Genomic DNA, 22,696 nt, shown 5'->3' with positions numbered 1-22,696 from the left:
GTCTCCTCAGTAGGTGCGGCGCAGTTCCAGCGCGCCATCCGGACGCGTCTGGCCAGCCACGGACCAACCCAGTTCCAGCGCCGACAGCAGCTCCTGTGCATCACCGGCGCGGAAGGTGCCGCTTACAGCCAGGTCGGTGATCTCCGGATCGACGATCACCAGCGGCGTGCGGCCATAACGGTTCATGCGCTCGACCACGATCGACAGGGGCGTGGCATCGAACACCAGTTGCCCCCGCAGCCAGCCTTCAGCGGCTGCGTTGGACGAGAGGGCAGGGCCCGGCTGGATGCGGCCGGAGGGCAGTACCTGCAGCTGTTGGCCAGGCGCCAGTGTGTGCTGCGCTGCGCCGTTGCTGACTTCCACGGCACCTTCCAGCAGCGCGACCTCGACCAGGCCGTCGCGCAGGCGTTCGACCTGGAAGGTCGTGCCGATGTCGCGGATCGTACTGTCGCCGGCGTGCAGTTTCAGCGCCTTGTTCGACGGTGCGACCTGCAGTTGCAGCCGGCCCCGCTCCAGCACCAGATCACGATGGCGCCAGCCGAAGCGGGCGTGGAGAGTGGTGCCGGCATCCAGCATGGCGACGCTGCCATCGGCCAGCGTCTGCTGCTGTGGCTGGTGCGAATCATTGGCGTAGACCTGCGGCGTCGGGTTGCCGTCGACGGCAACCATCCAGCCGATGCCGATCGCCATGCAGACACCGGCGGCAGCGGCCACGCCCGGCAGCCAGCGCCGGCGCGGCGGACGCGCCGCCCGTGCCGCGGCGGTGCGCAGCCAAGGGTCAGCCGCAAGCGCCGCACCCTGCTGGAACAGGGTTTCGGCCTGCACCCAGGCTTTGACGTGGGCCGGATCTTCGGCCAGCCAGTCCTCGAACGCCTCGCGTTCGACCGACGTGCAGTCCGGGGCTTCCAGGCGGGCTACCCAGGCGCTGGCGCGTTCAAACAGCTGTGCATCATCCCTGTGCGGGGTGCCACTCATTGGCCGTCCCTGTCGTTGTGCAGCGGATCCGATCCCAACTCCTGACGCAGGCCCTGCAGGGCCCGGGCGATATGTTTTTCCACGGTCTTGGCAGTAATTCCACAATGCCGCGCGATCTGCGTGTAGCTCATGCCGGTGATGCGGTTGAGCAGATAGACCTCGCGTGCGCGTTCGGGCAGCTTGAACAGGGCCTGCCGCAGCAGGGACAGCATCTGCCCTGACTCGGCCTGGCGCAATGGATCGGGCGAGGAACTGGACGGTTCGTCGCTGCCATCGTGTTCGGCCAGCGGCAGATGCGGCCGCGACTGCGGCGAGCGGCCGCGGTCTGCCAGGCGGTTGCGGGCGATACGATACAGCAGCAGGCGCAGTTCGTCCGGACCCTGTGCGCGGTAGCGGATCAGCCGCTCCATGCAGTCCTGCGCGATATCCTCCGCATCCTCAGGCCCGACCCCCCGCGTGCGCAGGAACGCGCACAGCGGTGCGCGCTCTTCGCGTACGAACGCGATGAAGGCATCCGCAGGTGCGGGTAGCTCCGGCGCGCGATGGATCAGGGGAGACGGGGTGGACAGGGCTGGCCTCGACTGTCGGTGGCGAATGCGTCATCGAGTTTTACGCGACGATGACCGGATGGGGAAGAGTGTGCATCGATCGAATTCTCATTGTGAATGTATTCATTTTTCAGGATCCGTTCCACTGGGGGAGATCACCCCGCTGCGGCGTTGATCGTTCTACCCGCGTGTTGCGGGTGGAGAGAGAACACATGAAGTATTCGAAGTTGAGCCTGGCCCTGGCCGGGCTGATGGGCGTTGCCGCCATATCCGTGGTGGATGACGTCATGGCAATGAATTATCACGTGCAGGGCGATCGCATCTTCCTGAGTGGCGATGTGACCTACGCCGACGTGGTGTCCCTGCCGGCACTGCTGGCCAAGGCGCAGGCCGACGGCCGGCCGGTCCGTGAGGTGGTGCTGCGCACGTCCAATGGTGGTGCGTTGATCGCCGGCGAGTGGCTGCAGGGCATCATCCGCACCTCCGGACTGAACACCATCGTGTCCGGCAATTGCATCTCGTCCTGCTCGATCATGCAGTCTGGTGGCGTCGAACGCTATCTGGCCGGCGATCTGCCGCTCATCGACTCGGTGCAGATCCACGCGGCCAGCAGCGGCGGCAAGGTGATCTACACGCCGTCGCCGCGCATGACCCAGATCTACACCGGCAATTACGGTGGTGGCATGGATGCCGGGCTGCTGCACAAGGCCATGTACGAAGTGGTGAAGCCGAACGGCCTGCTGGTGTTCCGCGATCCGGCACGCGGCACCGGTTCCTCGGTCACTTTCGACCCCGATGGCAGTGGCAGTAAGCTGGAGTCGTTCCCCGGCCAGGACATCTACAGCAACAGGATCATCACCGCGAACGGGTACCGCGATCCGGGCGACACCTTGAATGTCACCGCCAACGTGACCGGCGACATCAACCCCGGCTACCTGCGTACCGGACGCCAGTTGCAGGCGTTCGTCGATGATGATTTCGCGCGCTGGAATACCGACTGGCGATCCACCTACATCAATCTCGCGCAGAGCATCTACAACGCATCCAGCAAGGGTCCGCAGGGCATCGGTGCGCTGTCGGTGCAGGGTTACCTCAGTGACCCGGACATCCAGGACCTGTTGCTGTCCAAGCTGCGGCTGGCTGATCTGGATGTCTCCACGCTGGACAACGCCATGGGCGTGATCCGGGTGACCAACGGCGCCACCTGGCGCACGTCCGCGACGACGGGTGCGGATTTCATGCTGGTCGACAATGGCACCATCGCGCTGGAAGGCGGTGCCCTGCGCGCATCGGAAGTGCGCGTGCTCGGCGCAGGCATGCTGGTCGGCCATGGCGACGTGGCGGGTACTGCGATGGACCGCGCTGCATTGCTGGACGGCACCGGCCCGTCGTACCGCGAAGACGGTTTCAACCGCCTGCGCGTGTTCGGCACGCTGATGCCGCGCGGTGGCGACCTGGTCACCCATGGCTACGTCAACATCATGCCGGGCGGCAAGGTGCTGTTCGACGTTACAGAGAATGGCGGCACCGCTGCAGGCCGCCTGCGCGTGGGTACCTTCTTCGATGACGAGCAGACCGAGGGGGCACTGGTGATCTCCAAGGGGGCCTTCCTCGAACTGAACGTGGCGCAGGGCTACTACGGCCAGGATTTCCGTCGTGATCTGGTTGAGGGCCCGATCTACCAGGGTGGCTTCGAAGAGGCCGTGCGCCTGGGTGACACCGGCTACAGTGCCAGCATCAGCGGTGATGTGTTCCGTCCCCGCCACAATTCGCTGTTGAGCTTCAACGTGAAGCAGACGGCCGATGGCCTGTGGCTGACCGCCAACCCCGGCTTTGACCAGCTGGGCCTGTTCGCCAACGGTACGTCCGGCGACGGCCTGGGCCGTGCGCTGGCGACGGCCTCCGATCGCCAGGACAAGGGGCTGAGATCGCTGCTGGGCGCACTGCAGTTCGCCGACCGCGATGTGATCGCACAACAGGCCGGTGCCCTGCGCGGTGATGCGCACGCCAGCCTGCGCCTGGCAGACACCGCACTGGTGGGCAGCATCGGCAACGTCGTGCAGCAGCACCAGTCGGCCATGCGCAGCGGCGGCGATGCCGATGGCCTGGCCTCGCAGGTGGCGCAGTCGGTCTCCTCCCAGCCGGGCATGCGCCATGGCAGCCTGTTCAACCAGCTGGCGATGCACCTGGTCGAGCCGGCGCCGGGCAGCGTTGCGGGTAGCGGTGATGCCGGACGCAGCCATGGCATCTGGGCACGTGGTTTCGCCAGCCATGGCCGCATCGATGCCGACGGTGGCGTGGCCGGCCTGAGCCACAACATCGGCGGCATCGTGGTCGGTGCCGACACCCGCGTGGCCGATGACCGCGTGACCCTGGGCGTCAGCGTGGCCGCGGCGGACATGTCGACCAAGGCCAGCGATGGCTCTGGTTTCACCGGTGATGTGCGCGCGCTGGACGTGGGCGGTTACCTCGATGCGACGTACGCGCGCGGCTATCTGTCGGCGGCCGTGCGCTACACCGATCTGCGGCATGACACCCGTCGCAGCATCGGCGGTATCGATGGCCTGCAGCAGCCCCTGCGCGCGAAGTACAGCAACGATGCGATCTCCGCACGTGTTGAACATGCGTTCTCGTTCACCACCGGCAAAGGCCTGGTGATCCAGCCGTTGCTGCCGGTGGTGGACTACGCGCGCACTTCGGCCACCCGCTTCAACGAAGGGCAGGGCGCCGGTGCGCTGGCTGGCCGCAGTGGCAGCCTGGAGAGCATCCGCGTGGGTGCGGGCCTGCAGCTGTTCAAGACCTTCGAAGGCAACAACGGTGAGCGCATCACCCCGCGCGCCCGGGTGGTCTGGCAGAAGGAGCTGGGCGATTCGCAGGCCCGCTACAGCACCGGCTTCGCCGCAGCTCCGGATCTGGTGTTCGGCGCCAGCAGCCAGGCGGTGGGCGAGCAGGTGCTGGCCTGGAACCTGGGTGTGACCAGCCGTGCCAGCGAGCGGCTGTCGATCATGGCCGATTACGTGGGCGAGCGCCGCGACGGGCAGATCCAGAACGGCGTGATGCTGGGCCTGGGCTACAGGTTCTAAGTGGCACCCGGCACCGGCGATGACGGCATCGCCGGTGCCATCCCAACGCGGGCGCTGCTGCGGTATGGTCGGTATGGCATTCCACCCAGGCCCATCCATGCAGATCGCCGTCTTCAGTGCCCGTCCCTACGACCGCCGCTTCCTTGATGAGGCGAACCAGCGCGATGCGGCTGGGGACGGCTTTGCGTTCGTGTACTTCGATGTGGCGCTGGACGTGCACACGGCGGCGCTGGCGCAGGATTGCGCAGCCGTATGCGTGTTCGTCAACGACCGCCTGGATGCGCCGGTGCTGCACACCCTGCATGCGATGGGGGTGCGGGCCGTGCTGCTGCGATGCGCAGGTTTCAACAACGTGGATCTGGCGGTTGCAAAAGCGCTGGATCTGTTCGTCGCACGCGTACCGGCCTATTCGCCGGAGGCGGTGGCCGAGCATGCGCTGGCGCTGGTGATGACCCTCAACCGGCAGACCCATCGCGCCTACAACCGGGTGCGCGAAGGCAACTTCATGCTCGATGGCCTGCTCGGGCGCACCCTGCACGGGCGCACGGTCGGCATCGTCGGCACCGGCAAGATCGGCCTGGCTACCGCGCGCATCTTCCACGGCATGGGCTGCACCGTGCTGGGGTACGACCCGTATCCATCGGCGGCCTTCGCTGCCGTGGGCGAAGGGGTTGGACTGGAGGAGCTGCTGGCGCGCGCCGATATCGTGTCGCTGCATTGCCCGCTGACACCCGATACCCAGCATCTGATCAACGACGCCTCGCTGGCGCGGATGAAGACCGGCGCGATGCTGGTCAACACCTCGCGCGGCGGGCTGGTGGATACCCATGCGGTGATCCGCGCGCTGAAGTCGCGGCGGCTGGGTCATCTGGCCATCGACGTCTACGAGCAGGAAAGCGCGCTGTTCTTCCAGGACCTGTCCGGCGAGATCATCGATGATGAGGCCTTCCAGCGCCTGATGACCTTCCCCAACGTGCTGGTGACCGGCCACCAGGGGTTCTTCACCGTAGATGCGCTGCAGGAGATCTCGGCAATCACGCTGGGGAACCTGCGGGATTTCGCCGAGGGGCGGGTGTGTGCGAACCGGGTGGAGGCGAGCTGAGCCGGGTGGATTGACCGCCGGGGCGCCCAGCCCGTAAAATCGCGGGCTCCGCCGGAATAGCTCAGTTGGTAGAGCGGCGCATTCGTAATGCGTAGGTCGCAGGTTCGACTCCTGTTTCCGGCACCATGCTTCCCTATCGCTTACAAATCAGCGATTTACGATCCCCTGCGGTACACCTGTGGGGTACAGTTGGAAGCACTGCGGTACGACCCTGAGAAGCCCACTTATGGTTACTGCTCTGCTGTTTGCGCAGATTCTCTACGGGCTGTTCGATCCCTCGATTCTGAGTTGCCTGCTGGACGTGCTGCGCGGCCGAGTGGGTCTAGTGCCGCCCAAATCGTGGCTAGCGAGGCATGCCTGCGACGCTCGCGACAAGAGCTAGGCGGGACGACCTCGTTGGCTATTCGCTCGATTACCTGGCCTGCGAGAGATCGATAGGTCACCTGATTGCGGGCGAGTCCCGATGAGTGGGTGCTTTGCCAGCAACACCTCCCGTAGCCGCGCAATCAAGTTCTCACGTCATCGAACTAGGTTGCTTGCCTGGCAGGTAGGCTTGACCGAAAACTAGGCGGTGTCGGCTATCCCTCCAGGATAAAGCAGGAAACGTGCCCACCATGGCGGGGGAGTCCTAGACCAGGCTCGTATGGGAAGCGATGTCTCCTATTGGCCGGAAGCGGACGTTGATGCAAGTCGAGCAATAAGTCTTAGGGTCAAATGAAATGATCTTCATCCGGGCACTGGATTAGATGGCGTGGAGTCCGTCATAGGCAACCGTCGGCCACTGCACGGACACCACGCGAGGCACTAACACGGGATGCCGCGGCGACATGGACTACTCGCCGTATGCCTCAAGTGCCCGCATCGAGTAAACGTACGCGGCCCCCGCGTTGACCTGGATTGCAGTAGCGAGCGCCTGCGCAAGCTCTTCCTCACTCGCTCCGGCTTTACGCGCGGCTTCGGTATGCGTGCCAATACACCCGTCGCAACGCAGGGATATCGCGACAGCAACGGCAATCAGCTCACGGGTCTTGGTGTCCAGCGCTTGATCATGCACGGCCGCCGCACCCAGTGATTGGTATGCCTCAAGCATCTTCGGATGGCGCTTTCCCAGGCTGCCAAACGCCTTCTTCACTGCGGGCACGTACTCAGACCAGTTGAACAACATCGGTGCATCTCCTCTTGGAAAATGGAAGTCAGTGGCCGGCGCGGTAGCGCGGAGCCACGGTGTTGCTGGACAGATGTGCCGCCATCTTTTGGCGCGCGGCTTCGAAGGCCTCCCATTCCTCGCCGGCATGCAGCGACGGAAGGGTGATCAGTTCACCGCGATCCAGCCCAGTCAGCGCAGCATCCACAAGGTCTTCGGCCGGCATCACGATCTCGCTCGGCAGGTTCTCCACCGGCAGGCCGCCGACTGCCCAGAAGTCAGTGGCGGTCGCACCCGGAAGAACCGCCTGAACACGTACGCCGGTGTCGGCAAGTTCCTTGTGAAGCGATTGGCTGAAGGCGGTGACGAACGCCTTGCTTCCGCCGTAGACCCCATTGAGGATTTCCGGCGCCACGCTGGCGATAGAGGAAATGTTAATGACAGTGCCCCGCCCGCGGGCCACCATCTGCGGCACGGCGGCATAGGTCAGCCGCATGAGCGCGGTGACATTGAGCTCCACCATGGCGGTCATGCGCTCCACATCACTCTGCAGCAGGGGCGTGTGGGTACCGATGCCCGCGTTGTTGACCAGCACCGAGATATCGGCATCCTGCTGCAGACGGCGCTCTACAGTGACCAGCTGATCGCGCTGGGCCAGGTCGGCGGCGATCACCTCCACGGCGCGCTGGGTCTGGCTGCTGATGCGCTGAGCCAAGGCATTCAGGCGCTGGCGGTCGCGTGCGACCAGAATCAGGTCATGGCCACGACGGGCCAAGCGTTCGGCATAGATCGCGCCAATGCCAGACGAAGCACCGGTGACCAGGGCTACGCCGGGGGAAGAGGGGGGTGCGGACATGGTGGTTTCTCCAGTAAGGCGGCCGTGGCCGCGGGGGTGTGGAGAAAGCATGCGCCTGATGGACGATGGCTCAAATGACGTATATAGTCATGTTTTAGGACATGGAGGTTCGGCCACCATGCACAGGGTTGGATACGTACTGGGCGATGGCTTTCAGGTCATGGCGCTCGGCTCGCAGGCGGTGTTCGAGTTCGCCAACCTCGTTCATGGCGAGACCTTCTACGCCGTGGAGAACTGGTCGCTCCAGGGCGGTGAGGTCAATGCCTCGCTGGGCATGCGAGTGGTGACGCGCGAGCTGAGCGGGCGCAGCCGCGCCGACACCTGGATGTTCGCCGGCGTGATTGACCCGCTGTCCGGCCCGGTTTCGCCAGCGTTGCTGGAATTCGTACGTCGAGTGGCACCCAGAGCCCGGCGCGTGGCGGGCATCTGCACAGGTGGTTTCATCTTGGCCGAAGCCGGTGTGCTGACCCAGCGGCGGGCCACCACCCACTGGGCGTACGCCGAGCACATGCAGCAGCGCCACCCCGACATCCAAGTGGAAGCAGATCGGATCTTCATCCTGGATGGGCAATTCTGGACCTCAGCCGGCATGACCGCGGCGCTGGACATGGCGCTTGGCATGGTTGAGAAAGACCTGGGGCCGAAGGTGGCAGGCTCGGTGGCACACCGTCTGGTGATGCACCATCGGCGCGCTGGCGGACAGACCCAGCACTCGGAACTGTTGGAACTGGCACCGCGAAGCGACCGGATTCAACAAGCGCTCGACTATGCCAAGCGCCATCTGGGCGAACCACTGGGCGTGGAGCAGCTGGCGGAACGGGTCAACCTGAGCCCCCGACAGTTCAGCCGGATCTTCACGGCGGAGACCGGTCAGTCCCCAGCGAAGGCGATTGAGGCGTTGCGACTCGAGGCTGCACGCATCATGGTCGAACAGGGTAGGCACCCGCTGGAAGTGATTGCCCGTGAGAATGGGTTTCGCGACCGGAGGCATCTTCGCGAGGCCTACCTGCGAGGATTCGGAGTCACCCCCCAATCCATGCGGCGGCAGTCTCGCGCCGGACTAAAAACGTGACTGGAATTTCCAACACTGATCCATCGTCCACCGGACGCAGCCGGGTCAGCCGCGCCGCATAGGGAAGTCCGCTCCTGGCCGATAGCAGACTCTTAACGAGAGACCCTTCGCAGTTGGACAAGCGTAAAGGGAGGCGTGTACGAGATATCCCCGGACGCCAGTCCTACCCCTTGACCATTGCAACCAAAGTTTTCTGCCCTCGCGCAACCGTAGGGCAGCAGAAGTGGAAACTTAAGGTTGCGCGTCTACCCGCGTAGATTCCGCTTGTATCCGCCAGTCGAACTGCATCGGTGATTGCCGATAGATTGGATTTTCGATATCTGCAGGTCTGTGCTTTAGTTCTGGTCTGCCCAAAAACAGACTGACGCAATGTTAAAATTTGCACTGGAGCGGTTGCTTCCTGGCGAAATTGCCACTATCGGGGCGGGGAAGACGGCATACGGCCGATACCTCATGATCTGTCTTCCCTTCCGGGCCCGGCTTATAGTGGACCTCCGGACGCGCGCTGGAACGACTGTCAGGGGCAAGTGCAGATGAGGTCGCCGCGCCCCTCTAAAGCGCAGCGCGACGCCGTTGTAGCCAATGACGCGCCCTATGGGCCGGTCTCACGTCAATCGCATTTGCTAGAAGTTCCGATACGGCGTCTCTCTGATCTGATGGGGCCCGACACCACGCTACGCCAGATTTACTTCCTTATGGCGCTATGGCGCGTAGATGCCGTGGGATTGTCTGCGGGTAGTATCGAGGAGCAGATGAGCAGGGCTGTCCCTGTTGCCCAAAGCACCATTAGTAGATCCCTGCGCATACTTCGGGAGTTGGGGTTGGTTGAAGTCTTCTTGGCACCGCACGACGGTAGGATCAGATTGACTCGACTAAGCCCACTAGGTCGGTCATTCATGGCTAGTCTGCGGGACTTGGTGCCGTGTGAGGAGGAGAAAAAGACAGATAGGGGCGGCGAGACGCCGGGGAATTAAAGGCTATCTGGTTGAGGTGGCCTGCAGGGCATAGGGGCGCAATGTTGAGTCTTAGGTTACGCCCCTCCTTTTTTTCTCCGTCTACAACGGGCGATGAGGATCGCAGTAGTGGGTTCCTGCGCACACAAGTTGAAGTGCCGTGCTCGCTTGCCTTCAAGTGAATCTAGGGCGAGGGCGCTGCTTAGGGCTAAGTCGGCATCGGAACTACGTCGGATAGATCTGCGATGGGGTGCGAGCGGATGGCATCGCGGTGGCAGCGCCTATTAGGCAACTCTCTAGTTGGTCCGTTATGGCGATGCGCATTGGAAGTAAAGCACTCAATAAATATCGTTTAGACGATCTTCATTGCACTGGAGGTTGGGCCGAAAACTTCCCAGTTGGATCTGCCCTAATTCTGGCTCCATCCAGGCATTCCTCGCTCACCTTCCTCTGCTCATCCAAGAGGATGAAGAGCGCCGACTGCATGCTTTTTCCCTGAACTGCAACCATTGCACTGGGCATGTATCTGTCGATCATTCCCCTCTCGATGTCCGACAGTGGCTTCCCGAGGCGATAAGCGTCTACGGCGCTGCTAAGAATCGTAGCATTCAGTATGCAACTCCGAATCCCTTGGCGGTCATAAGTGCTTTTCTCAAGAGTAGCCAGCCTTCTCTCGATCTCCGAGTTCCTTGCCGAGATTTTGCCATTCTCTCTCGCAAACTCTTGCTGGTAGCCGCGAGCCTCTTTCAAGTCTGCCTCGGCTTCAGCAATCGACGACTGTGAAATGAGATAAGTGGCCGCCGCGCCCGCGCATGCCCCGAGGATCAATAAAGCGACTGCTTTTGTACTCATGACTTCCTTGTTTAAAGGTCAACAGCTATGGGACTGTTCAGATGCGTGAATTCTATCATCGTCCAACCACCCGGATCACCGGAAATGCAATGCTGCCCGATCCCTTGGTCGCTCAGTGCCATCTTGAGCGGGTATCCATCATTTGTTGAAAGCGCTTAGGTATGTCTGTCGAGCTGGACTGGGTGAGCGGGAGGGTTCCTGGAATTTCAGGGTGATGAAGGACAGGCGTACGCACCTGCGCCAAACGCTGGGAGCATAGGAAAGGCGGTCTGCCGGGCCCGGTCGGGCACCTTTGTTTTTGACGTGTCGTTTCGGTTGCATCGCGGTGTCGAACTAGTACGGCAGAGCGAAGTCGTAGACCTGAACAGGTTTGCGAGGAGCCATTGTTGAGATGGAGCAGTTCGCGAGACATTCGCCTAGCAACCGCAGGCGGGCTATGGCGAGGCCTGCTGCTTCCTCGGGGGCATACATGACCAACTCTCCGGCACCCACCGTTTGCCTCGAACTTTGGGGGATGACGGCGCTAGCTACCACTTGTCCATGTTGTCCAGGTTTGACGATCACTTCCAGTTCCATAGGGGTGACGGGGCCGCGTGCGCGCTGCGCGGGGAGCGACATTGTGTTCTCGGTACCATATGTGTCCGTGATACGACTCACGATGACCACGCTTTGCAGACTGTCGCAGGTGGCTTCAATCCAGATGGAGCTGTGGTTCCGGGTTAGCACGTGGTCCATGTGGATTGCCTGAAGGCGGTGAGCGTCTGTCATCACGTTGGCAGGGAACGCGGAGTAAGGAACTACCATTGTGTCGCCGCGCATGTTTAGCCTGTCCATCCCGAAAAGCGACCTGTAGGACGGCACATCTTCCTCAGGGTGCGGCCAGTAAAGGAGCAAACGGCAGTCATCGGGGTCCATCCAGATACTGACTTCCTCACCTTCCATAGCGCTGTTAGCGATGGCACGGCGCAGTTGGTTAATTGTCTGGGTCGCCGAGCCGCGCATCGGGAGTGACACGCCATAGGACGTGCCCGGCCCCCCCAGTTCAACGTAATCACACAGATAGGAGACGCCGGTTGCAGCCTTGTAGCCCTTCTGTCGTAGGCGACCGGCGATGTCTCCCGGCTGCACCTCGATAGGTACGCGGGATACCTTTGGTGCTCGCTTTCGAGGTGCTCCGGGAGCTTTAGCGACGTGGCTCGCAGTGCGCTGCGACATTGCTTTGTGAGCTTTCCTACGAGCCTTGATAGCCGACAGTGCAGCGATGTGCCCTGTGGGGTCGGTTGTAGTTGCAGGGTTGATCGCGACCATGATGGTTTTTCTCATTGTGATGAACAGCAGCGAACGCAGGGCTACCTGGGATAGGCCTGGGCATATAACTGCCGGTGATTAATTGAAGAATTGACTAGTCAGTCGAGGGCTTAGGACAGGCTCACGGGCAACCTCTGGTGCAGGTGGCTCCTGATCTGGTGCATGGGTCCCATCCAAACCTATGTGTCTTATCCCTATAGGACAGGTGAGGCTTGGTTGCTTATCCCTACGTAAGGCTCGACGCACGGGGGGGGCTAGGGCGCTGTTTTTCGGTCGCCCAGCGAACATCGCATCAGCTGGGTCTGAACTCCGGATTCCCGTTCTGGGAGGGTCAGGGGGAATTGCGAGTTGGTGTCCGGGTTGCACTGAATAACCCGGTGTCTGGTCGGTTCGGGGAGGGGCGCTGGACCGTTGCGCTGTGGGGGATGCGGTCCGCTTTTCCGAGGGTCAGCCCGAACCCCAGTGCGTAACCTCTATGGGGCAGGGGAGGCGCAGTAGGTAAACCGGTGCTTAGCATGTCATCAGGGGGACCTCCTCAGCTTCGTTGCTGAGGGGGCGCAGGGGGTTACCGGTCCATCGCTTCCAGTCTGCGCAGGAGACGCGAGACGCTTGCACGGAGCCACGCTCAGCCTGGGCAGGAGGCGCGAGACACGCGCACAGGGCTACACTGAACCCCTAGCTGTCAGTATCCCTCGGCCATTCAGGGCCGACTCCATCCCGTCTAATGTGGAGACCCCTGCCGCCTGAAGCCCGCCTATAGCCTCCCTAAGGCGCTACGCGAACTGTTCGACCTGCTGCTGGACAGGCTTTCACGCAGCCTCATTGCCACGCTGGACGAGTTTGGGGGGAGGGGCTGCGCCATTGGAGTTGGTTTGGTCAGATGGGCTGAACCTGCCAAGGAGGCACACAATCGAAATCGCGAGCAAGCTGGTCGACAAATTCGCGCACCATCTTTGGAATGTATCGGGCAGTTGGATAGACAGCATGAACTGGCAACATCCCGGCGCGGAGACCCGTGAGCACTGGGACAAGTGCGCCGGCTCTCAATGCGTCTACAAAGGCAAACTCCGGCCCATAGGCGATACCGGCGCCTGACACTGCAGCTGAGGTCAGCAGATCCATATTGTCTGCCAGCAGGCGGGGCTCGATGTTCGGCGCCCGCTGTGCGCCTTCGGCATCGAGGAAGGTCCAGTCGCCTGAAGAGGTGGCACCCTTGAATGCCAAGCAAGCATGTCGCTCCAGATCCGATGGCAGCTTCGGCTCGCCGTGAATACTGAGGTAGCTAGGCGAGGCACACGCCATCATTCTACAGTTTGCTAGGCGGCGCACCGTCAGGTTCTGATCCCAGATCTCGCCAATGCGGATCGCCACGTCGATCCCGCTCGCAAGCAGATCCACGTGGCAGTCGGACAAACTTAGGTCTATGCGAATTCCCGGATGGAGTTTGAGATATTCGCTGACATTGCTGCCCAGGCACTTCGAGCCAAAGGTGACGGGTGCGGCCACCCGGAGGACTCCGAGCAGTGCCCGATCCCGGTCGGCGACTTCTCGCTCGGCGTCATCTATCTCCGCCAAGATGCGCTTGCACCGCGCATGGTAGAGCCTTCCGACTTCAGTCAGCATCAACTGGCGCGTACTTCGTTGTATCAGTCTCGCTCCTAGCCGGTTCTCGAGCGACTGGAGATATCGCCCTGCCATCGCGGATGACACATCGAGCTTACGCCCGGCAGCTGCAAGGCTGCCATGTTCGATTGCGAGTACGAAGAGGCGAATAGCGGTCATCTGGTCCATGCAATGACCATATACGATCGGTATGGACGGTCAACATCTTTCGTCCATTCCGCCCTCAGGGTATGCGACCTAGGATAGCTCCATGGCTGCTGTCGGCCGCTGAGGAGAGAACATGAAGATTGAAACCAACAGGATCATTAGCCACGTTGAGGTGCAGGGCCAGGGCGATACCGCACTGGTCTTCCTCCACTACTGGGGCGGCTCATCAAGGACTTGGCGTCACGTCACCGAGTTGCTATCACCTCGCTTCAAGACCGTCGCGACTGATCACAGAGGCTGGGGGCGGTCATCGTCTGGAGACGGATACAGTATCGAGGCACTCGCAGAGGACGCCTTGAGCGTGATAGTTCGACTGGGCTTGGAGCGCTTCGTCCTAGTGGGCCATTCCATGGGGGGGAAAACAGCCCAGCTCATGGCCTCGAAGAGGCCGGCAGGATTGGTGGGGCTGGTGCTTGTTGCCCCGGCATCGCCTGGTCCGTCCCTCTTTCCGCTGGAACAGCGCGCCATGATGAGCCACGCCTACGATTCGCGGGAATCAGTCGAGGCGACTTGCCTAAACGTGCTCACGGAAAAAGTGCTCAGCCGGGCTGACTTGCAACAGGTGATTGAGGACAGCTTGAGCGGCACGGCGGAGGCAAAGCTGGCCTGGCCCATGGAAGCGATGACGGAAGACCTTTCATCTGAAGCTGCCAAGATCCAGGTTCCGGTCCTGATCATTGGCGGGGAATGCGACAAGGTCGACCCCATTGCAGTACTCAAATCACAGGTCCTGCCGCTGATTCCCCATGCAAAAATGCACGTACTGAAGAACACCGGCCATCTTTCCCCTTTGGAATCTCCTGATGAGCTGGCAAACCACATTTCGCGATTTGCAGAAGGACTCTGAGGACCATGGCTATGTTTCAGGACGTGGGGCTACTGGCAAGCAGTAGGCCAGAAGAGGTTGCACGCGTCTTCGATCAAGCGTTCAACGAAGGCGACCTCGAAACACTCGTCGATCTATTCGCTCCCGACGCAATTATGCAGTTGGTTGATGGCAGTCGGGTACGTGCTCACACAAGAGACCACCGCCGGGCGCTTGAGGACCTGCTGGCCACGGGCGCCAAGATCCGCAACGACGTACGGCTCTGCATCGTGAGCCAAGACACCGCCTTGCTCCTACTCGACTGGAGCCTCCAACTTCCAGGACAGCCCGGCGCGGAGAACGAGATACAGATCGGCACCGCTACTCAGGTCGTGGTGGTGGATACAAGTGGTAAGTGGCGGCTGAAGATCGCCAACCCCATGGGGATCGAAGTGCTTTCCTGCAGCTAGGCCTCAACAGAGGCCGAGCGCTTGCTGCGGGCACGACGGCGGATACCACCACGGAGGGGCAACGGGAGAAGGCAGCGTGCAGGGACTCCAAGTTGGCGGAAGGCGGAGCCTCGTGAGGTACGTCGGTGCACCTAAGGAGCGCTGAGAGCTTGAGTTCGGGTGTGTTGATTGATGGATGACTCATCAGTCAACAAGGGGAGGGTGTAGCTGTAGGTGGAACCTGACGCTCTGGAATAGGTGCCCTATCCAAATCAGTAGAGACCCTTATCTCTAGATGCAAGATTCAGATTGAGTCTTATCCCTAGGTGTATGGGGTAGGGGGTCTCTTCTTCGTGGGCGACCCTAATCGCTCACCGATATCCTTAGTCCAGCTTTTTGGGTAGGCGCGGCAATGACTGGGCTCGCTCCCTTTTCGGTCGACTAAATGGCGGAAGGGGCAGTGAGCGTGCCTCGCCTGTCGAGGGTCCGTCCGGATGTGTCCGCGCGTAATCTATAGTCCATAACAATGGAGCACGGGCGGCGCTATGCTAGGGTGGGATCTTACGCCGCGAGGATAGAACTTGATCGGCATGAGGCGACTTGGATTGGACCTTGTGGCGATGAATGAATGCCGAGGGTCGGGGGTAATCGCGCCCGAACCAGTCGGTCCAGCTTCTAACCATCCCTAGGCAAACAGCGGCGAGCGTCGCGAAGGGGAAGGTTATCTACTGGGTCGCATCGATCCGCCAGCGCTGACCTCATGTCACCCCTTTTCTCGCTCTTGTAACTTCCTGATCAACCGCATGGCCGCAGTAGGTGTCCATGGGTTGCGCTCGCTGCTGGGCAGGGAGCCCAACGCGCGGCGCTTAGCCAGTCGCAAGCGTCAGCGTGCGTGAGGCCGGGAGGGCACTCGGCGTCCCACGGCAGGGGCGGGGAAGGGAGTTCGAGGACAATTGGCGGGCGACGTTCACGGCGACGTAAACCCCCTAGCCGAACGCCGGAACGACAATTGAATCCGCAAAGATTCGTGCCCGCCTCGGACGCGCGTGCATGGGGTTCAACCTGGGGCTTGCCCTTCCAGCCTCTTTAGCAATCTCGAAACACCCACACGGGTCCACTCAGCACCTCTAGGTGTCAGAATCCCGCGACTGTTAAGGGAGGACACGATGCCGCCCAAGGTGGTGACGCCTGTGTTCTGAAGTTCCCTTACGGTGTCCTCAAGTCTCCGTGCGAAGGCGTTTGCCTTGCTCTGCACTGCCTTCATAGCCGCCGCATTGCCCTTCCCCGCGCGCCTCAGCGCTTCGGCACCATTGGGATTTCCCAGCACTCGGCCACGCGCCTTGGCAGCCTGTAGGGCGGCTTTGGTGCGGTTCGAGATGGCTACCCGTTCCTGTTCGGCGACGAGTGCAAGGATGCCGACCGTGAGCTCACAGGCATCGGGCATGTCAGCGGCAATGAATCGTGCGCCAGAGTCACGCAGCGTCAGTAGGAAGGCGGCGTTACGACTAAGACGGTCCAGCTTGGCAATGAGCAATGTCGCTCCAGTGAGCGAACACAGGCGCAGCGCCTTCAGTAGCTCAGGGCGGGTGTTGTGCTTGCCGGACTCTGTTTCAGTGTACGTCTCAACGATCACGCCACCGCGCTGCGCAGAAAGTGCCTCACACGCTGTGCGCTGTGCCTCAAGGCCAAGGCCGGATGCGGCCTGAGAGCGAGTGGACACGCGGTAGTAGGCGATAAAGCGGGGGGTGACAGGCATGGTGTATCAAAGTCACTAACGTTCGTTAGGGGTAAGGATACACTTCCTCGAGCCGATTTGAGCCCAATGCTTCCTGCGCGGAGGGGTGTGATCGACTATTGATTGCCGTTAATGGAATGTGATAAAAAAGTCGTGCCCGCTCGAAATTGAGAGCGGGGTCACAGTTAGCACGTCCGGCCAATGTCTGCAAAGCGCAGTCAGTGACCACCGGAGCGCGGCGGCTATCAGGCTCGATGTTACTTCGACAACGATGGTCATCACGAGTTCCTCCAGGACTATGCGACGAATTGATCTTCACGTATGCGGCCAAGCTTCGGATCAGCCGAGGTGGGTAAGGCACCTCGCGAGAGGGCCTGTATTTAACAGGGGGGGGAAAGGTCGCCGCAGCCTCCCCCTTCCTGTAGAGGCTAGGAAGCCAGTGAATGTGAAGATCTTGAAGCCTACGACAGCACTGCAAGCGGCGCTGCTCTCGAGAAGTTACATCCATTTCGACCGACGACTGACCACGAAGGCTTGCAAGGCGCTGGTCGAAAGTCCAGAGGCGGTTCGTAAGCATGCTTTCTTGCCCTTTTTGCAGCAGGATATCGTGCGACTTCGCATCAAGCGTGATGCGACAACGGGGAAGCCTGTAAAGAAACATAAGATCAGACCGATCAAGTATGCGTCGCATGCTGACTCGGCGATCTATGCCTATTACAACTTCATTCTTTCGCAGCTGTACGAAGAGCGCATAGGCGACTCGGAGCTCGCGGAAGCAGTGATTGCATTCAGGGCGCTAGGCAAATCGAACATCGATTTGGCGCAGCAGGCGTTCCATTGGATCGCAGAGAATCGTCCATGTACTGCGCTTGGCTTCGATGTAGAGGATTTCTTTGGTTCGCTAGATCATGGGACCCTGAAGCAGTCCTGGGCCAGCCTTCTTTCGACCAGTGCGCTCCCCCCGGATCACTACGCCGTCTACAAGTCGTTGACGCGACACGCATCTGTACGCCTTGATAGGGCTCGTCTGGAGCTGGGTATCAGCCGGACAGCGATGAAAAAGCATCGCATCGAAAGGATTTGCAGTCCCGAAGAATTCAGGGAAAAGATACGAGCCGGTGGATTGATATCGGTCAATCCCGCGAAAGCTGGTGTTCCGCAAGGCTCCCCTATCAGTGCGCTGCTTTCAAATATTTACATGATGCCTTTCGATCAGCGAATGCTCGCTGAGACCAAGGCTGTCGGGGGCTTCTATCGACGCTACTGTGACGACATCTTGGTGGTGGTTCCAACAGAACATGTTTCTACGGTCAAGGGTTTGGTCGCCAGTGAACTGAGCGCGCTTAAGCTCAAGCTCCAGGAATCCAAAACGCTTGAATGTACCTTTGCTCCAACCTCTAGTAAGCCCCTTCAGTATTTGGGGCTTCTTTTCGATGGCGCGCAGATCACGCTTCGCTCGGCTGGGATCGCTCGTTTCAATGCGCGCATGAGGCGGGGTGTGAAGTCCTTCCGGAATTCTAAGAAGTACGACGGTCAGACTCCCATCTTCTACCAGCGAAGGAAAGTGTTGATCCATAGGTACACGGAGAATGTAAAGCCTGGAGAGCGCAACTTCACGACCTATGTAAAGCGTGCAGTGAAAGCTACTGGATCAGAGGCGATCAAGCGTCAGCTACGTCGGCATGGTCGGCGCTTTGCAAAGCTCGTGAAGGACTAGTGAGCTGCTATCGAACTGCTCTTGATCTGTTGAGGGCGATCCTTCGCTGTAGCGCTTGCTCAATGCTTAAGCCATGAGATGAAAATCAGAACGGCGGCGGCGGCCGAAGCGCCAAAGAAGACATTGAGCGCACCTCGCCTTCCTTCCGCGATTTTTTTGGTAGCGTTCAACTGTTCAAGGATAGCTTCGTCAATGAGCTGTGAGCGCGCCTGAGTGTGCAGACGCGCTGCTGCTGAGCTATCAATTTCGGCAGGTCCCTTTGAAGGCCTCCGTCGAAGGTGCTTACTTTTCATGTGCGTTCATTTGAACTCAGTTGAGTAAGGTTGACGCTGGTGCGCAACAAGCGCGTTTGGAAGGCCTGCCCACGATATCAAAGTGCGATGCCTGGGGCGGAGTATGGCGTCATTGCCCGCGCTGCGACTGCCAATACCTCGCCTGCTAAGTTCCTGATTCGCAGCGCCGATGAGCTCAGAGCACGGACAAGTGGTCCGTATGTACCAGCTCACGCACCCGCGCACAGACCACACTTTGATTGGACAGACTGTCCTATTTCGTCCCTTGGGTGCTGAAGATCACGGCAGTGGCACCCCGTCTTGCCCTCAGGCTGGACACGAGGTCGTCATCAAGCGTCCTCCCCCGGTGCAACCGTAGCCGCTGCGCCGGGAAGACGAAACGCCTGCATGCGGGCACCCCGACGGGGGTAAAGCCGCCAGTTGATCTATCTATGCCCCTTCGGAAAATTGCAATGAAAACCGCGCCCGGTTCCACGCCAGGGTCCGCCCCAAGCCCACCAACGACGCATTAGCGCGCCGCCTGAAGTGCACCAGACGTCAGCCTAAAGTCCACCCCAAGTCTTTCTCGGGACCGGCTTGGGGAACACGTTACCTGCGCCTCGGTTCCTTTTGACCTCTGCTGCCCCGGCCTTGCCTCCGAACCTGTCGCGCAGGCAATGCTCAATCAGTGCGGCGATCATCCCCTGTGCATACCGGTTGACCACAGTCCAGTCCGGGTAAGTCTTAGTGCCGTTGACGATGTAGCGCAAGGCTTGCCGTTGGTTCGCCGCCTCCAATAGCTGCACTGTCGGCAGCAGGTTCGCAGCACTCGGCCAGAGACGGTCGAGGCGCATCTCCATCGCCCTTTCATGGATTCGGGGGAGATCGTGGTTCAGCTTTAGCAGGGCATCCAAGGTGGCTCCACGGCTCCTTAGAAATGCCTTCAGGCCCAGCTCCAGCGATTGAGCAATGAGCATGTACGGGACCACGGACCGGTCGTCCTGCTGCTTCACCATATCGGCGGCACGTTGGTAGTCGTGGGCGTACCTCAGGAGGCCAAGGGAGGAGGTGCGCTCCTCTTCGTCTGCGATCTGTTCGGGGGTCTTCTTCGCCACGGAGGTGTCCTCGTGGGGCGGTTGCTGGGGTGGGGAACAGGGCAATACGATACGCCTGTCATTGAAAGGGAACTCAAATGATCGCGCCACCCACCAACGTCCTATGTCGCACCTTCTTCATCAAAGCCGCCAGCTACGGCACCGCGTTCACCTTGGAGGTGGACGGTATCGAATACCTCGTGACAGCTCGGCACCTGTTCGATACAGAGGCAGCGGAGCATGAGGTCTCAGTCCACGTAAACAACAGGCTGACCAAGCTCGACATTCTGCAACTGGATTTCGGTCGGGGGGAGGCTGATATCGCGGTGCTAAGGGTCCGCCAGCGCTTGTCGCCTCAGGGAATGGACTTGGAGCCTACGGTCGCGAACATGACGTTAGGGCAGGACGTGTTCATCCTGGGCTTCCCTGACCAAATGTATGAAGACGTGGGCATGCACATGAATGGCTTTCCTTGTCCACTGGTGAAGCGGGGGACCGCCTCCAATCTTGGTATGCGTGATCCGCAGGAACTGTTGGTGGACGTGTGGTCAAACCTTGGGTTCTCCGGGGGTCCCGTCGTGTTCTCGCCGCTTGATAAACCGAAGGTCTTTCGGGTGGCTGGTGTCATTTCAGGCTTCAAGCTGTACCACGAACCGGTGAAGGATAAGGACGGCAACGACACCGGAATGTATGTCGAGGTGAACTCGGGCTTCCTCCGTGCGTATGGCATCAAACACGCTCTGACGATTATTGAGCGGATGGCCGCTAATCCTCCCTCAGACACCAGCCATTAGACCGCCGCTACCGGAAGCACACCCGATGAATCCAGCAGAGACCTTCTGTGCGCAGCTCTACGCGGTCCACTCAGGTCGTGTGCCGTTGTTCGTGGGCATGCAGAAGCCCTTTCGCAAGGTCTATCCGCTCGTCTTCCAGAACCATGAAGGTATGCCACTGGGTCTCGTCGGCTGCGCCTGGAATGAAGGCATGGACCCGGACCTAGTGCAGCTCTATCACATAAGCGCCTTTCAACCTGGCTCAGGGGCAGGGAGCGAAATCATGTCCGCCCTCTGCGCCCTTGCGGACGAACTCCAGGTCCGCATCACAACGCAGCCCGAATTGATCGGCGTGGGTGTGCCCGGCTGGGCAGTGCCTGACGATGGAGAGGCGGCGCTAAGGCGATGGTATACGCGGTTTGGATTCACGCGGATCGCTGGTGTTCATCTCGAAAGGTCGCCGAAGCTCACCCCTCCGACCGCCTGACGGCACAGGTCCAGGCTTAGCACGCGGGCGTAGCTGTTCATTGTGACGCCCTCGCGTTCATGGCCCGCCACCTGCTGCACGACTTCCTTGGGGGCACCAGCGTTCAGGGCGGCGGTAATGAACGTGGCTCGCAGACCGTGGAACACGAGGCGACGGTCTGTGATCCCGAGTGAGCGGATACGTCGGCCCCATGTCTTCCCGATCCCGTGTCCTCGTTTGCGGTCAGGGCCTCCGGGCACAAGGCCGGGCAGCAGGAAGCCGTCGCCAGTGTTCGCCGTCAGCTCGACTAGCAGCTCCCGAATCGCAGGATGCACCGGGACCACGCGTACCGCAGCGGCAGATTTACCTTCGCGGACGTGGATTACCTCGGCTTCGGCGTCGTAGTCGGCAACCGTCAGAGCGCACACCTCGTTCAACCGCATGCCGGTGTAGAGGGCAAGCAGCGTCAGCGGGTACAGCAGGGGTTCCCTTCGGTCATCCTTCAGCCCCCTCAGCACCACCAGCAGTTCCCCCTCAGTCCATGCCCTGCGAGGAGCCTCTTGCCCGCGCTTTGACTTCTTCAGCGTCGCCTGCATGCGGTCGAAGGGGTTGGCATCAACTTCGCCTCGCAGCATTGCCCACTGGAACCAGCCCCGGCAGGCGGATACCTCCTTCGTCTTTGTCACCCTAGACACTGGACGGGGTTGAATCACCTTCGCTACGAACTGTCCGGCAGTGACACGGGTCACGGTCGCCATCTCGACGTTGCTCCCTACCCAGTTTACGAACACGCGGCAACGCTTCTCGGTCTCAGCCAGGGACTGTGCTGTGAGGTCTCCTGTGCGCTCATGCAGGTAGTTCGCTAGGCTATCGGCCACGGTGACCCCGAGTTGGCCCAGCGCGGCCCTATGGGCGCGTCTCACGCCCTCGACATCGATCTGTGCGCCTGCATCTTGCTGCTGCACGACATACCTCTCCACGTCGCGGCCGACCTGGGCTTCCACGTCGTTGGCTGTGATCGCTCCAGCCTGCTGCATGGCGAATACCGCGCGCGCGCGCTCCACGATCAGCTCCGGCGACCATTGATCGATGCCATCCCGGATCAACCGGTGGGCAACCTCGGCACGTCTGACGTAGACCTCAGGCTCGTGCCGCATGTCTCCCTTGCCCACGGCGACTGCCCAGGCTTTCCATCCCGCAATGATCGGTCCAGCCAGTTCTACGGCATCGCTGAGGGAGCTGGTGCCCAACGCCTGCACTAGGTCGTGTCTGCCTGCGATACGTTGCACTGAGCGAGGAAGCACATAACGAGCGGAGTAGGTGTTGCCACGGCGCTTGATGCCGGAGGGGAGGGACATTGTGTGGTGCGGGTACAGAGTGCGGGCACAAAGGGTACAGCGGAAAGCCTTGTGCCAGTAGCATCAACGCTTTGCCGAACATGTCTTAACGGCTCCTGTTTCCGGCACCAGTTGTAATGAAAAGCCCCGGCCTAGGTCGGGGCTTTTTGTTTGGGCTGTGCTGGCGCGGCCCGGCCCTGGCGGAAGCGTCCGATGGAACTGCAGGCATGTACTGGCTCAGTCGGGGTCATTACCATTGCCGTCGTGGATTGCTTGCGGCCCTGGGCTGGATCGGGCAAGTCAGTTTCAATCAACAGGGGGTGTC

The 22,696-nt window shown here is 60.9% G+C and carries 20 protein-coding genes and 1 tRNA gene; 10 read left to right on the top strand and 11 right to left on the bottom strand.

Annotated features, from left to right (window positions below):
* Window positions 1-6: 6 nt before the first annotated feature.
* The gene (locus ACTJJM_RS02820; RefSeq protein ID WP_043396710.1) at window positions 7-975 is read right to left on the bottom strand and encodes a FecR family protein; all 969 of its coding nucleotides are present in this window, start codon (window positions 973-975) and stop codon (window positions 7-9) included.
* Window positions 972-1,481: an RNA polymerase sigma factor gene (locus ACTJJM_RS02815; protein ID WP_029379863.1), complete on the bottom strand. Its 510-nt coding sequence runs from the start codon at window positions 1,479-1,481 to the stop codon at window positions 972-974. The genes ACTJJM_RS02820 and ACTJJM_RS02815 overlap by 4 nt, the downstream gene beginning before the upstream one ends.
* 254 nt (window positions 1,482-1,735) lie before the next feature.
* Between ACTJJM_RS02815 and ACTJJM_RS02810 the strand changes: the two genes are divergently transcribed.
* The 3 genes from ACTJJM_RS02810 to ACTJJM_RS02800 all read left to right on the top strand — a co-directional run bounded on the left by ACTJJM_RS02810 (window position 1,736) and on the right by ACTJJM_RS02800 (window position 5,834).
* Entirely contained in the window at window positions 1,736-4,606 is a 2,871-nt protein-coding gene (locus ACTJJM_RS02810; RefSeq protein WP_262102443.1) for an autotransporter outer membrane beta-barrel domain-containing protein, read from the top strand.
* A 97-nt stretch (window positions 4,607-4,703) separates the two neighbouring features.
* Window positions 4,704-5,708, top strand: a complete 1,005-nt coding sequence (locus tag ACTJJM_RS02805) for an NAD(P)-dependent oxidoreductase (protein WP_197601224.1) — start codon at window positions 4,704-4,706, stop codon at window positions 5,706-5,708.
* A gap of 50 nt (window positions 5,709-5,758) precedes the next feature.
* A tRNA-Thr gene (locus ACTJJM_RS02800) sits at window positions 5,759-5,834 on the top strand.
* Between the two features lie 706 nt (window positions 5,835-6,540).
* On the opposite strand, the gene ACTJJM_RS02795 is transcribed toward ACTJJM_RS02800, so the two are convergent.
* On the bottom strand, window positions 6,541-6,873 hold the full coding sequence (locus tag ACTJJM_RS02795; RefSeq protein WP_329757101.1) for a carboxymuconolactone decarboxylase family protein: 333 nt from the start codon (window positions 6,871-6,873) through the stop codon (window positions 6,541-6,543).
* Window positions 6,874-6,901: 28 nt separating this feature from the next.
* A complete protein-coding gene (locus tag ACTJJM_RS02790) occupies window positions 6,902-7,708 on the bottom strand; it encodes an SDR family NAD(P)-dependent oxidoreductase (protein ID WP_440865130.1) in 807 nt (268 codons plus the stop codon).
* 49 nt (window positions 7,709-7,757) lie between these two features.
* Between ACTJJM_RS02790 and ACTJJM_RS02785 the strand changes: the two genes are divergently transcribed.
* Window positions 7,758-8,780 (top strand): GlxA family transcriptional regulator, encoded by a 1,023-nt coding sequence (locus ACTJJM_RS02785; protein ID WP_440865129.1) that lies wholly within the window; start codon window positions 7,758-7,760, stop codon window positions 8,778-8,780.
* Window positions 8,781-9,313: 533 nt separating this feature from the next.
* Window positions 9,314-9,754, top strand: coding sequence for an ArsR family transcriptional regulator (locus ACTJJM_RS02780; RefSeq protein WP_425531790.1), 441 nt, complete (start codon window positions 9,314-9,316; stop codon window positions 9,752-9,754).
* 342 nt (window positions 9,755-10,096) lie between these two features.
* Here ACTJJM_RS02780 and ACTJJM_RS02775 read toward each other — a convergent pair whose 3' ends face one another.
* The 3 genes from ACTJJM_RS02775 to ACTJJM_RS02765 form a co-directional block, all read right to left on the bottom strand.
* The gene (locus ACTJJM_RS02775) at window positions 10,097-10,585 is read right to left on the bottom strand and encodes a hypothetical protein (RefSeq protein ID WP_329757099.1); all 489 of its coding nucleotides are present in this window, start codon (window positions 10,583-10,585) and stop codon (window positions 10,097-10,099) included.
* A gap of 333 nt (window positions 10,586-10,918) precedes the next feature.
* On the bottom strand, window positions 10,919-11,893 hold the full coding sequence (locus tag ACTJJM_RS02770; protein WP_440865128.1) for a hypothetical protein: 975 nt from the start codon (window positions 11,891-11,893) through the stop codon (window positions 10,919-10,921).
* An 876-nt stretch (window positions 11,894-12,769) separates the two neighbouring features.
* Window positions 12,770-13,684, bottom strand: a complete 915-nt coding sequence (locus tag ACTJJM_RS02765) for a LysR family transcriptional regulator (RefSeq protein ID WP_312661774.1) — start codon at window positions 13,682-13,684, stop codon at window positions 12,770-12,772.
* Window positions 13,685-13,796: 112 nt separating this feature from the next.
* Between ACTJJM_RS02765 and ACTJJM_RS02760 the strand changes: the two genes are divergently transcribed.
* Together ACTJJM_RS02760 and ACTJJM_RS02755 are read left to right on the top strand one after the other, a co-directional pair.
* Window positions 13,797-14,570, top strand: coding sequence for an alpha/beta fold hydrolase (locus ACTJJM_RS02760; RefSeq protein WP_440865127.1), 774 nt, complete (start codon window positions 13,797-13,799; stop codon window positions 14,568-14,570).
* 5 nt (window positions 14,571-14,575) lie between these two features.
* Window positions 14,576-14,998: a YybH family protein gene (locus tag ACTJJM_RS02755; RefSeq protein ID WP_329757095.1), complete on the top strand. Its 423-nt coding sequence runs from the start codon at window positions 14,576-14,578 to the stop codon at window positions 14,996-14,998.
* Between the two features lie 1,036 nt (window positions 14,999-16,034).
* Here ACTJJM_RS02755 and ACTJJM_RS02750 read toward each other — a convergent pair.
* Window positions 16,035-16,733, bottom strand: coding sequence for a recombinase family protein (locus tag ACTJJM_RS02750; RefSeq protein WP_312661777.1), 699 nt, complete (start codon window positions 16,731-16,733; stop codon window positions 16,035-16,037).
* A 424-nt stretch (window positions 16,734-17,157) separates the two neighbouring features.
* Between ACTJJM_RS02750 and drt2 the strand changes: the two genes are divergently transcribed.
* On the top strand, window positions 17,158-18,429 hold the full coding sequence (gene drt2, locus ACTJJM_RS02745; protein ID WP_440865126.1) for an antiviral reverse transcriptase Drt2: 1,272 nt from the start codon (window positions 17,158-17,160) through the stop codon (window positions 18,427-18,429).
* 59 nt (window positions 18,430-18,488) lie between these two features.
* On the opposite strand, the gene ACTJJM_RS02740 is transcribed toward drt2, so the two are convergent.
* Both ACTJJM_RS02740 and ACTJJM_RS02735 read right to left on the bottom strand, forming a co-directional pair.
* Window positions 18,489-18,722, bottom strand: a complete 234-nt coding sequence (locus tag ACTJJM_RS02740) for a hypothetical protein (protein WP_423179305.1) — start codon at window positions 18,720-18,722, stop codon at window positions 18,489-18,491.
* Window positions 18,723-19,264: 542 nt separating this feature from the next.
* Window positions 19,265-19,816: a hypothetical protein gene (locus tag ACTJJM_RS02735; RefSeq protein ID WP_440865125.1), complete on the bottom strand. Its 552-nt coding sequence runs from the start codon at window positions 19,814-19,816 to the stop codon at window positions 19,265-19,267.
* A gap of 77 nt (window positions 19,817-19,893) precedes the next feature.
* Between ACTJJM_RS02735 and ACTJJM_RS02730 the strand changes: the two genes are divergently transcribed.
* Window positions 19,894-20,589, top strand: a complete 696-nt coding sequence (locus ACTJJM_RS02730; RefSeq protein WP_440865124.1) for a S1 family peptidase — start codon at window positions 19,894-19,896, stop codon at window positions 20,587-20,589.
* A gap of 25 nt (window positions 20,590-20,614) precedes the next feature.
* On the top strand, window positions 20,615-21,055 hold the full coding sequence (locus ACTJJM_RS02725; protein WP_440865123.1) for a hypothetical protein: 441 nt from the start codon (window positions 20,615-20,617) through the stop codon (window positions 21,053-21,055).
* Here ACTJJM_RS02725 and ACTJJM_RS02720 read toward each other — a convergent pair.
* Complete coding sequence (locus ACTJJM_RS02720) at window positions 21,013-22,392, bottom strand: tyrosine-type recombinase/integrase (protein WP_440865122.1); 1,380 nt, start codon at window positions 22,390-22,392, stop codon at window positions 21,013-21,015. The genes ACTJJM_RS02725 and ACTJJM_RS02720 overlap by 43 nt on opposite strands.
* Window positions 22,393-22,696 lie beyond the last annotated feature (304 nt).

Origin of the sequence: Stenotrophomonas sp. 22692 (assembly GCF_052045015.1) — a bacterium.
In the GTDB taxonomy this organism is placed as follows: Bacteria; Pseudomonadota; Gammaproteobacteria; order Xanthomonadales; family Xanthomonadaceae; genus Stenotrophomonas; species Stenotrophomonas geniculata.
Note: the sequence above shows the minus strand (reverse complement) of the source record. Positions and strands in the feature narration are given on the sequence as shown.